Origin of the sequence: Pseudothioclava nitratireducens, from assembly GCF_029210495.1 — a bacterium.
GTDB classification, from domain to species: domain Bacteria; phylum Pseudomonadota; class Alphaproteobacteria; order Rhodobacterales; family Rhodobacteraceae; genus Pseudothioclava; species Pseudothioclava nitratireducens.
In genome coordinates, this window is record NZ_JARGDK010000002.1 from 208,928 (window position 1) to 220,243 (window position 11,316).

The 11,316-nt window shown below is 63.7% G+C and carries 11 protein-coding genes; 9 read left to right on the plus strand and 2 right to left on the minus strand.

Annotated elements, in window-relative coordinates; genetic code table 11:
- Positions 1–32 precede the first annotated feature (32 nt).
- A complete protein-coding gene (locus P0X85_RS03230; protein ID WP_275808352.1) occupies positions 33–764 on the plus strand; it encodes an NAD(P)-binding domain-containing protein in 732 nt (243 codons plus the stop codon).
- On the opposite strand, the gene P0X85_RS03235 is transcribed toward P0X85_RS03230, so the two are convergent.
- The gene (locus tag P0X85_RS03235) at positions 761–1,390 is read right to left on the minus strand and encodes a TetR/AcrR family transcriptional regulator (protein ID WP_275808355.1); all 630 of its coding nucleotides are present in this window, start codon (positions 1,388–1,390) and stop codon (positions 761–763) included. The genes P0X85_RS03230 and P0X85_RS03235 overlap by 4 nt on opposite strands.
- A 113-nt stretch (positions 1,391–1,503) precedes the next feature.
- On the opposite strand from P0X85_RS03235, the gene hpbA reads away from it, so the two are divergent.
- From hpbA to P0X85_RS03260, 5 genes are all read left to right on the plus strand, one after another.
- Entirely contained in the window at positions 1,504–3,540 is a 2,037-nt protein-coding gene (hpbA, locus tag P0X85_RS03240; protein ID WP_275808358.1) for an N-methyl-L-proline N-demethylase HpbA, read from the plus strand.
- Positions 3,541–3,701: 161 nt separating this feature from the next.
- Entirely contained in the window at positions 3,702–4,640 is a 939-nt protein-coding gene (locus P0X85_RS03245; protein ID WP_275808361.1) for a LysR family transcriptional regulator, read from the plus strand.
- A gap of 112 nt (positions 4,641–4,752) precedes the next feature.
- Positions 4,753–5,592: a DUF481 domain-containing protein gene (locus P0X85_RS03250; protein ID WP_275808364.1), complete on the plus strand. Its 840-nt coding sequence runs from the start codon at positions 4,753–4,755 to the stop codon at positions 5,590–5,592.
- A gap of 88 nt (positions 5,593–5,680) precedes the next feature.
- Complete coding sequence (locus P0X85_RS03255) at positions 5,681–6,046, plus strand: hypothetical protein (RefSeq protein WP_275808368.1); 366 nt, start codon at positions 5,681–5,683, stop codon at positions 6,044–6,046.
- A gap of 25 nt (positions 6,047–6,071) precedes the next feature.
- The gene (locus tag P0X85_RS03260) at positions 6,072–7,400 is read left to right on the plus strand and encodes a mechanosensitive ion channel family protein (protein ID WP_275808371.1); all 1,329 of its coding nucleotides are present in this window, start codon (positions 6,072–6,074) and stop codon (positions 7,398–7,400) included.
- A 27-nt stretch (positions 7,401–7,427) separates the two neighbouring features.
- On the opposite strand, the gene P0X85_RS03265 is transcribed toward P0X85_RS03260, so the two are convergent.
- Positions 7,428–8,357 (minus strand): LysR family transcriptional regulator, encoded by a 930-nt coding sequence (locus tag P0X85_RS03265; RefSeq protein WP_275808374.1) that lies wholly within the window; start codon positions 8,355–8,357, stop codon positions 7,428–7,430.
- Between the two features lie 109 nt (positions 8,358–8,466).
- Here P0X85_RS03265 and P0X85_RS03270 point away from each other — a divergent pair, with 109 nt between their 5' ends.
- The 3 genes from P0X85_RS03270 to dctP are packed head-to-tail and all read left to right on the plus strand — an operon-like array spanning position 8,467 to position 11,281.
- Positions 8,467–8,937: a TRAP transporter small permease gene (locus tag P0X85_RS03270; protein WP_275808377.1), complete on the plus strand. Its 471-nt coding sequence runs from the start codon at positions 8,467–8,469 to the stop codon at positions 8,935–8,937.
- Positions 8,934–10,244, plus strand: coding sequence for a TRAP transporter large permease (locus P0X85_RS03275; protein ID WP_275808380.1), 1,311 nt, complete (start codon positions 8,934–8,936; stop codon positions 10,242–10,244). The genes P0X85_RS03270 and P0X85_RS03275 overlap by 4 nt, the downstream gene beginning before the upstream one ends.
- 38 nt (positions 10,245–10,282) lie before the next feature.
- Positions 10,283–11,281 carry a TRAP transporter substrate-binding protein DctP gene (gene dctP / locus P0X85_RS03280; RefSeq protein WP_275808383.1) on the plus strand — a complete coding sequence of 333 codons (999 nt, stop codon included), beginning with the start codon at positions 10,283–10,285 and terminating at the stop codon, positions 11,279–11,281.
- Positions 11,282–11,316: the final 35 nt, after the last annotated feature.

Here is an 11,316-nt window from a genome sequence, read left to right on the forward strand (position 1 = left end):
GCTAGGAAGGTCCAAACAGACAGGAGCACACCATGCGGATTGGCATCATCGGCACCGGAACCATTGCCAGCGCGGTCGTGCGCGGGATTGCCGCGGACGGGCATGACATCACCGTCTCCGAGCGCAGCGCAGAGAATGCCGCCGCGCTCGCCGGGACCTTCGCGAACGTGCGCGTGGCCGATAACCCGACGGTGATCGCGCGCAGCGATGTGATCGTCCTCGGCCTCATCGCCGAGGTCGCGCCCGACATCCTGCGCGCGCTCCGGTTTCGGCCCGATCAGCAGGTGATCTCGCTGATGGCAGGGATCGCCCTGTCCGATCTCGCCCCGCTCGTCGCCCCCGCCCGCGCACTCGCCGTCATGCTGCCCTTCCCCGGCATCGCCGAGGGCGGCTCGCCGATCCTCGCACAGGGGGATACGGCATTGCTCGAGACCCTGTTCGGCGCGCGCAACCGTATCTTTGCGCTGCGCGACGCCGACGAGCTCTCTGCCTATCTGTGCGCGCAGGCCGTGCTTTCGCCGGTTGCGCAGATGGTCGAGACGGCGGGCGACTGGCTGGGCAGCCGAACGGGCGACCCGGCCCAAGGAGAGGCGTTCCTGCGGATGCTGATCGCGTCAAGCCTGCACAACACGCCCGCCGCCGCGCTGATCGAGGCGCTCAACACCGAGGGTGGCTACAACCAGCGCCTGCGGCAGCATATGGAGCGCGCGGGCACCGAAGACGCCTTGCGCGCGGGGCTGGACCGGCTGGCCCGCGACCGCTAAGTCCCGCCGCCTCGCAGCCGCGCCTCGAAGCGCGCAAGCTCTGACGCGGTCGGGCGGCGTCCGGTATAAATCTCGACATAGTTGGGAATCCGTGCGAGCCGGGTTTCCAGCGCCTCTTCGGTCTGCATCGAGATATAGCCGATCTGCACCAGATAAATCGTGCGGGCCCGCACATCGGCATCGCCCGCCTCATGCCCCCAGCGCCGCAGCAAACCGCCCAGCGCCTCAAGCCGCGCCGCGTCGGCGGCATGCAGCGCCTCTGCCATCGCCGGATCGGCCAGCCCCCAGCTGCGCATCGCAAATTCCAGCCGCGCATCGAAACGCCCCGACAGGAAACAGGCGAGCAGGTTCAGCATCGCCTCGGTCTCGGTCTCGGCATAGGCTTCGGCGGCCTGCATCAGCGGCTCGGTCGTGGCCGTGTGCCACAGCGCCCGCAACCCCGCCAAAAGCGCCTCCCGATCCTTGAAGAACCAGTAAAACGACGTGCGTGACAGTTTCAAACGGTTTGCGAGCGGCAGGATCTTGACCGCATCGGGCCCGCCCTCGATCAACGCGTCATAGGCGGCCTGAAGCCATCCCTCGCGCGATCCGCGCCAGCCGCTCTCCTTGTCCACCGTCTGATCCATGGCGCAACGCTACCCTTTCAGCGGGCGCCGCACAAGCAATGTTCATAAGTGAACTTAAACTTTACACATATGAACATTTATGGAATCTTCCCGCATCAGCCCAAAGGTGCACCATGTCCAAAGACCCGCTTTTGCAGCCCTATCAGCTCAAGCATCTCACGCTTCGCAACCGCATCATGATCACCAGCCACGAGCCGGCCTATGCCGAGGATGGTATGCCAAAGGCCCGCTACCGCGCCTATCACGCCGAGCGGGCGAAGGCAGGTGTCGCACTGACGATGACGGCCGGTTCGGCGAGCGTGTCGCGCGACAGCCCGCCGGTGTTCAACAATATCCTCGTCTGGAAGGATGAGGTGGTCGGATGGATGCGCGAGCTTGCCGACGAATGTCACGAGCATGGCGCCGCCGTCATGATCCAGCTCACGCATCTCGGGCGCCGCACCCGCTGGGACAAGGCGGACTGGCTGCCCGTGGTCTCTCCCGGTCATGCCCGCGAGGCAGCCCACCTTGCCTTTCCCAAAAAGGCCGAGGATTGGGACATCGCGCGGATCATTCAGGATTATGCCGATGCTGCCGAACGGATGCAGGCGGCGGGGCTCGACGGGATCGAGTTGCAGGCCTACGGGCACCTGATGGATCAGTTCTGGTCACCGCTCACCAATGACCTTGAGGCCCCCTATGGCGGCTCGCTCGACAACCGGCTGCGTTTCACCTTCGACACGCTGGCCGCGATCCGCGAACGGGTGGGGCCGGATTTCATCGTGGGCGTGCGCTATACCGGGGACGAGGACCTGCCCGGCGGCCTCAGCGCCGAAGATGGGCTGGAAATCTCGCGCCGCCTGAAAGACAGCGGCATGGTGGATTTTCTGAACGTGGTGCGGGGCCATATCGACACCGATCCCGGCCTGACCGATCTGATCCCGATCCAGGGCATGCGCAATGCGCCGCATCTCGACTTCGCGGGGCAGGTCCGGGCCGCGACCGGGTTTCCCACCTTCCACGCGGCCAAGATCCCCGATATCGCCACCGCCCGCCACGCCATCGCCAGCGGCAAGCTCGACATGGTGGGGATGACGCGGGCGCACATGGCCGACCCGCATCTGGTGCGCAAGGTGATCGAGGGCCGCGAGGACGACATCCGGCCCTGCGTGGGGGCGAATTACTGCCTCGACCGGATCTATCAGGGCGGCATGGCGCTGTGCCTGCACAATCCGGCGACGGGACGCGAGCTGACGGAACCCCAGACCATCCTCCCGGCCTCCGAACGCAAACGCGTCACCATCATCGGCGCGGGTCCGGGCGGTCTGGAGTCCGCCCGCGTCGCCGCCGAACGCGGCCATGCGGTGACCGTCTTCGAGGCCGCGGACCAGCCCGGCGGGCAGATCCGCCTGACCGCGCAGGACCCGCGCCGCCGCGAGATGATCTCGATCACCGACTGGCGCTATGAGCAGGCGCTCAAGCGCGGTGCGCAGTTCCACTTCAACACCTATGCCGAGACCGAAGACGTGCTGGCGACCGCGCCCGATGTGGTTGTAGTCGCCACGGGCGGCCTGCCGCATACCGAGGTGCTCGCAGAGGGCAACGATCTGGTCGTCTCGGCCTGGGATATCCTCTCGGGTGATGTGAAGCCGGGGCGCGAGGTGCTGGTCTTCGACGATGCCGGAGACCACGCCGGGCTGATGGCGGCCGATCGCATCTCGGCTAGCGGTGCCAAGGTCGAGATCGTGACCCCCGACCGCAGCTTCGCCCCCGAGGTGATGGCGATGAACCTCGTGCCCTACATGCGCGCGCTGCAAGGGCGGGACGCCACCTTCACCGTCACATGGCGGCTGCTCTCGGTCACGCGTGAGGCCAACCGGCTGCGGGCTATTCTGGGCAGCGATTACGGTCCCGTCACACGGGAACGGGTGGTCGATCAGGTCGTCGTCAATCACGGCACGCGCCCGCTCGATACGCTGTATTTCGAGCTCAAACCGCTCTCCCTGAACTCCGGCGCGGTCGATTACGACGCGTTGGCAACGGGTCGCCCGCAAACGCTGAACCGCAACCCCGAAGGCCGCTTCCGCCTGCTGCGGATCGGCGACGCGGTGGCCGCGCGCAACACCCATGCGGCAATCTATGACGCATTACGGCTGCTCAAGGACATCTGACACCGGCGCGGGCCGCGCGGCGGCCCTCCGCACCATTTGATCATCCCCCGCGCGGACGCGTATACAGGCACAAACGCCGCGCCAGCCCAGAGGGCTTGCACCCCGACATTCCCCGGCTCTTGGGCACATTCAGACGGGGCATAACACGCAAGGGCCCGCCAGTGGATCTGACCCTGATCAAAACCTTCGTCGAAGTCGCCGCCTGCGGCTCGCTGCAATCGGCCTCCGAGAAGCTGCTGGTCACCCAGTCGGCTGTCTCGCTGCGCATCCAGCGGCTTGAGGACCAGCTCGGCAAATCGCTGTTCACCCGCTCCAAGTCCGGGACCGAGCTGACCAGTGCCGGGCGCGAATTCGAGCATTACGCGCTCTCACTCCTGAGGCTCTGGGAAGAGGCGCGCCAACAGGTCGCGGTCCCGGCGGGCTTTACCGACTCGCTGGTCATGGGCGCGCAATATTCGCTCTGGCCACGCCTTGGCTTCCGCATCATCGACCGCCTGCACGAAACCATGCCACAGCTCAGCATCCGCGGCGAACTCGGCATGCCCGAGCGCCTGACCCGAATGCTGATCGAAGGAACCCTCCATTCCGCCCTGTTCTACACCCCGCAACTGCGCCCGGGTCTTGTCGCGGAGAAGATCATGGAGGAGGAGCTGATCCTCGTTGCATCCTGGCCCGACCCGCAGCTTCCGCTCGACGAGAAGTATGTGCTGGTCGACTGGGGGCCAGAGTTCATTCGCGCCCATGGCATCGAATTCCCCGATTTCCGCTTTTCCGGGGTGACGCTCGCGATCGGGGCGCTGGCGGCTGACTTCATCCGACGGCGCCAAGGATCGGCCTATCTGCCCGCGCGCTACGTGAAGCGTTATATCGACGAAGGCACGCTGCATCTGGTGCCCGACGCGCCTGCCTTCCCCTACCCCGTCTGGATGGTCTGGCGGGATGATGCTGATCCGGCGGTGATTCAGGCAACCCGCGAAGCCGTCCGCCACGTCGTCACCCAGCTCGACGCCGAACTCGAAGAAGTCCTGACCGAGTTGCGCGATCTCAACGAGGATCACACCTTGCATGAACTGGGCTCGCCGGACAACATCATCAAGTAATTCTCAATTCATTGCTAAATATTATGAATTATACTTCTGCATAAGGGTGACATACGGTCTGCGCAACGCTGCGAGTCTTTGGTCGCGGCGCCAATGTGAAAGGACGTATGACATGACGCAAAATGCACTTCTGGTTGCGGCACTCGGCCTCGGCCTCGCCGCAACGTCCGCCTATGCCGAAGGCGAACTGGTCGGCACCAAAGCCCTGAGCGACCGCCTCGACGATATCGAAACGGCCGTCGAGGACGATTTCGAGCGCTCGCAGGATGCCGCGCGCTTCTCCAACCCGGAATTCAAGCAAGGCCTGAGCGGCAGCGCCTCGCTGAGCTATGTCGGCAAGACCGGCAACTCCGACGAGCAGGATTTCGCACTGGGTCTGCGCCTGCGCCACGCCGAGGGCGCCTTTGTTCAGACCCTGGGCATGGCGATCGACTTCTCGGAAACCGAGGGGGCGGCGACCAAGAAGGACGTGTTCGGCATCTACGATGCGAACTACTACTTCAATGACAATGTCTACGGGTTCGCGCTTGCGCGCTTCAAGAAAGACGGGCTTGCGGTCGATGCCGCCATCCCCGGCGAGGCCTTTGCAAAGGACGCCTATCTCGGCTTCGGTCCGGGCTACCGCGTGATCAACACGCCCGATATGACCTGGCGTGTTCAGGCCGGTATCGGCGTGAGCTACCTCGAGGACGGTCTGGGCAACTCGACCACCGAGACCGGCTACCTCGCAGCGTCGCGCTTCTTCTACAAGATCAACGACAACGTCTTCGTGTCGAACGATACCGACCTGCTCAAGTCGGACACCGCCCTGCGGATCGACAACGACCTCGGTGTGAGCGTGAAGATGACCGACACGCTCTCGACCCGCATCAGCTACCTGTCGGAATACAACGACAGCCGTGCCATCCGCACCGACAACAAGGTCGGCCTGGCGCTGGTGCTTGGCTTCTGAGGCCATACTGCCCCTCAGAGAACCTCAACTGGGGGCGGAGCGATCCGCCCCTTTTTTCAAGCCGGATATCCCCGCCCCGGAGAGCACCATGACAAGGCCCGCCGCCGCGCCCGAGACCGACATCGTGATCCATGGCGGGATGCGTCCCGGCCCGACCTTGCTCGTGCTCATGGCGCCCGAACTCTTCGCGGTGCTCGCCGCACGGTTTGCCGAAGTGCCCAGCATGCCCTGGATTCGCGGGCGTATCGTGCTGGCCAATCTGGACCGCATCGCCAGCGCCCCCGCAAGCACCCTTAACCGCCTCGGTCCGATCGACGCGACCGTCAAGCTCCCCTTTGCGGCCACGGGGACCGCGGACCGTGACGGGTGCCGGCACGTCCTGAGCCACGCAGCTTCGCTCGGCATCATCGCCGGACGCGGCATTCCCTATTGCACCGCCCCCCACGACTCCTGACCAGCCCAGCCCAAAGGACCGCCCCATGGATCAGCTTGAACAGACCTTCCTCTCGCCGCTCTACGATTTCGCGCTCGGGTTGGGCGAACATCTGTGGACCTTCGCAACGCGCCTGTTCACCCCCTATCAGTTCGTCGCGGTCTTCGTGGCCTTCGGTCTGGCGCTGGCGCTGCGTCGGCTCGTGCGGCGCCTTATCAAGACGATCGAGGCACGGGCCGAGGGCCGCATGACCAAGCGCGCGCTTCATACCGCCGCCTCCATCAGCCTGCCGATCGGCTGGGTGATCGGACTCTGGATCTCGCTCGGCGTGCTGACGGCGTTTGCCGAACCCACCGCGATGGTGCGGCTGTTCGCAAGCCTTATCAACGCCTGGGTCATGATCCGCATCCTGACCACCCTGCTGCCCTCCGCCTCGGCGGCAAATGTGGTTTCCTGGACAATCTGGTCTTTCGCCGCGCTGAACGCGGTCGGTCTGCTGGAGCCCGCGATCCGGTGGCTCGACAGCGTGAAATTCGCCTCGGATGACATCAAGATCTCGCTCTGGACCGCGATTCAGGGGGTTATCAGCTCCTCGGCGCTGCTGTGGGTCGCCTATCACTCCTCGGGGTTTATCAGCCGCCGGCTGGAGCGCTCGACCTCGCTGTCGCCGACCATGCGGGTGCTGATGTCCAAACTGCTCGGCATGGTGCTCATGGTGCTGGCGGTGCTGATCGGAATGCAGGTCGTCGGCATCGACCTGACCGCCTTTGCCTTCTTCTCCGGGGCCTTGGGTCTGGGCGTGGGTCTGGGGATGCAGCGCACCGTCGCCAACCTTGTCGCGGGCTTCAGCATGCTCGCCGACCGCTCGATCAAACCCGGCGATGTCATCGAGATCCAGACTGGCGAGGGGCCGACCTATGGCGTCGTGAAGTCGCTCGCCGCCCGCTATGTCTCGGTGCGCACCCGTTCTGGCACGGAAACCCTGATCCCGAACGAAATCCTGATTTCCAACCCGGTGACGAACTGGTCCTTTTCGGATCGCAAGGTGCGCCGCGCGGTCGCCGTGGGCATCGCCTATGGCTCTGACCTCGAGACCGCGCAGACGCTTTGCATCGAGGCAGCGCGCGCCTGCCCGCGGGTTCTTGCGACACCCGCGCCAGTCTGTCTGGTTCGCGGTTTTGGGGAGTCGAGCGTCGATATGGAACTGCGCTTCTGGATCGCCGACCCCGAAGGCGGCGTCGCCAATATCAGCAGCGAAATCTACGTGCAGATATGGAAGCGTTTCCGCGAAAGCGGGATCGAAATCCCCTTCCCGCAGCGCGAGGTCACCCTGCGTCACGCAGCGCCCGAACACCCCGCGCCCCAGAGCGCATAAGCCGCGGACCCGGACAGCAGCGTGCCCTTAGCGCAGGGCCTCGAAAACCTCCACCTGCATCTGCTGCACGGCAGCGTGGATCACAGCGATGAACGCCTGGCTCGCCATGGATTGCGTCGCGTAGCCGGGGGTCAGGATGGACACGCTGCTGGAAATTCTCGGACTGAACCGCCGGATCACGAGGCGGTCCTTGTCCGGGGCCTGCAACAGTTGGCTATAGGCGGTGATCATGTCGCAGACCATCACGCAAATGCCCGCCGCTACGAATTGCAAGCCCGGCAGAAAAGTGCGCAATTCTAGACGTTTATTGAAATGGCACCCGGCCGCGCGAAACGCCGCCTCGGTCTGAACCGCGGTGATATGCTCATCGAACAGCACCGCCAATGGCCGCCCGTCGAGGTCTTGGGGCGTCACCACATCCGCAGTGGACAGCGGGTCACCGGCAGGCAGCACACAGACGCATTCCAGATCGTAATCCGTTTGCCGGATAGACGCCCGCGGCGCAGGTGTTTCGGCAAAACCCAGATCGTATTGCTGCGAGGCGATCAGGTCTTCGATCACATCCGATGAGCGCATGATCAGCGCCACGTCGAGATCGCGCCGATCCTTGAGGAACCCGGTCAGAAGGCGCGGCAGAAACACGCTGGAGGCCGCCGGGTGGCATGCGATCTTGAGCTTGCCCGATTGCAGAGAGCTGATCCGCTCCAGCGTGCGTTCGGCCCGCTCCACACGCCCCAGAATGTCTTCGCATTCCTCAAGGAAAAAATAGGCCTCAGGTGTTGGGGTCAGCTTGCCATGCGAGCGCAAGAACAGGGCAAAGCCGAGATGATCTTCGAGGGTCTGGATCATCGTGGAAACGGCCGGCTGGGTCCGCCCCACGGCGCGCGCCGCCTGGCTGATCGAACCGGAGCGCATAACCTCACGAAAGGTGGCGAGTTGTCGAAGGGAGAGATGCAAGGGCTATAAACCGAATTTATGAACTTAGATATATTATGAAATTGATTTTATGTCGTCTGTCCAGTGTTCTGATGAAACACCCGCCGTTACAGGCGGGACTGGGGGACATATGGACACCTTCGCCAAATATCTTTTGACGGCGCTGATTTGCATCGTGGCCCTGGGCCAGTTCGTGCAGGTCATCACGCGCTATGTCTTGCAGGTTCCGGTCATGGGGCTGGAGGAGACGATGCTCTACCCGACCTTGTGGCTCTATATTCTCGGCTCGATCAACGCATCGCGTGAGAATACCCATATCCGCGCCAATGTGCTGGAGATCGTGATCAAGACCGAACGCGGCCACACGATCCTTGCCATCATCGGTGAGATCATCAGCCTCGTGGTCGGCCTTTGGCTGCTGAGCTGGGCATGGGATTTCACCCAATATGCGTGGCGGGTCTGGCGTGAGAGCCCGACCCTCTACATCCCGACATTCTATTCCGACATCGCGCTGCTGACCGGTCTGGCCCTGATGATGGTCTACACCGCCCTGCATCTTCTGCGCCACATCCGCGCATTGCGCACAGGAGAACCGGCATGATCGAGATCGCGCTTATCGCCATTGCCGTTCTGGTTGTCATGCTGACCCTGGGGGTGCCGCTGCCCTACTGTTTCGGAGCAGCCCTGATGGTGATGTATTTCATCGGCGACGTGACGATGAAAGGCATGATGCTCTGGGGGTTCCAGCAACTTGGCAATCCCGTGCTGCTGGCGATCCCGCTCTTTGTGCTGGCCGGAACGATCATGTCCGAAAGCGGGATCGCGGCGTCGCTTCTGCGGCTCGTCAATGCGTTCATCGGCCATGTGCGCGGGGGGTTGGGCGTCGTGGCGGCGGTCTCCTGCGCGGTGATCGGCGCGATCTCGGGGTCCGGCCTGACCGGCATTGCGGCGATCGGTCCGCTGCTGATCCCCGAAATGGAAAAACGCGGCTACCCGCGCGAATACGCCACTGCGCTCATCGCCAACTCGTCGATCCTCGGGCTGCTGATCCCCCCCTCGGTCACGATGATCGTCTACGGCTGGGTAACCGATACCTCGATCCTCGCCTGCTTTCTTGCCACGCTTGGCCCCGGCCTGCTGATCATGACCGCCTTCTCGGCGATCAACCTCTCGATGTCGCGCAAATTCAACCTTGTACTGGACGAGAAACCGACCTTTTCCGCGCTTACGGGCGAGGTCGCCCGGCGCGGCGTTCACGCATTCCCGGCCCTGCTGATGCCGGTGATCATTCTGGGCGGCATCTATGGTGGCGTCATGACCCCGACCGAAGCCGCGGCAGTGGCGGTGATCTACGCCATTCCGGTCGGCTTTCTGATCTATCGGGGTCTGAAATGGAGCAATTTCCTCTCCGCGGGCAAAGAAGCCGCGACCGCCGTGGCCGCGATCATGATGATGATCCTGTTCTCGATGATCCTGAGCCAGATGTTCGTCTATGAGAGCATCCCGCAGCAATTGGTGCAGGGTATTTTCTCGATCACCGAGGACAAGGTCCTGCTGCTGATCATGATCAACATCTTGCTGTTTCTGGTCGGCATGGTGGTCAACGACGTGACCGCGATCATCCTGATCGCCCCGCTGCTTTTGCCGCTGATGCAGGCCATCGGGGTCAGCCCGGTGCAATTTGCGGCGATCATGGGCGTCAACACCGCGATGGGCGGCGTGACCCCACCCTATGCGTCGATCCTCTACCTTGGCGCGCGGATCGGTAATGTGAAGGTCACCAAGGTGATCCCGCCAGCGATGAAACTCATCCTGTTTGGCTATGTGCCCGTGGTCTTCCTGACCTCGTTCTGGCCAGACCTGTCGCTCTTTCTGCCCCGTTTCTTCGGATACGACGTGGCGCCCTGATCACAAGAAACCAATCAACTCAACACGGAGGACACTCAATGAAACATGCATTCCTGACCACGGCCACGGCGGCGCTCATGGCGTTCGGCAGCTACGCGGCAGCGGCGGACCTCAAGATGAGCCATGTGCGCCCGCAAGACGCCACCATCGACGTCGAACTGCGCGCCTTCTCGGCGGCGGTTGAGCAAGCCACCGGCGGTGACGTGAAGATCAACATCTTCCCGGCTTCGGCGCTTGGCGATTACACTACGGTGCAGGAACGCATCAGCGTCGGCGCCATCGACATGGCGACGCAGCCCGCCGCGACGGCTGCCGACCGCCGCATGCAGATCAGCTCCTTCCCCTATCTCGCCGGCAACTGGGAACAGGCCCGTGCGGTTTATGGGCCGGGCGGTGTGGTGCGCGAGACCATGGCCGGGCTCTACGCCGAGCAGGACATCACCATGCTCGCCGCCTACCCCGTCTATTTCGGCGGCATCGCCCTCAACGTCGAGAACCCGAACCCCGGCTCGATCGAACCCAACGGCATCAAGGTCCGCGTGCCCGGCATCAAGAGCTTCCAGCTGACCGGGGAGGCCCTGGGCTATATTCCTTCGCCGATCCCCTTCTCCGAAGCCTTCACCGCCGTTCAGACCGGCGTCGTGGATGGCGTCATCGGCTCGGGTGCCGAGGGGTATTACGCTTCGTTCCGCGACGTGACCAAGACTTACATCCCGGCCAATACCCATTTCGAAGTCTGGTACATGATCATTTCGAATGGCAGCCTCGCCGAATTGTCCGCCAAGCAGCAGGCCGCCCTCAAGGAGCAGGCCGCTGCGTTCGAGGCGATCCGCTGGGACGTGGCCGAGGCAGACCAGAAGAAAAACGAGCAGCGCCTCGTTGACGATCTCGGCACGACCGTCGTCGAACTGAGCGCCGATGAGCTGGCCGCGATGGCAGCGGTTGCCCGCGAAAAAATCTGGCCGGCGGTGCTCGAAGATGTCGGCGTCGAGTGGGGTCAGGCGATCCTCGACAAAGTCGCCGAAGCCGGCAAGTGAGCCCAGACCGTCAGGGGGGCACGCCGCCCTGACGG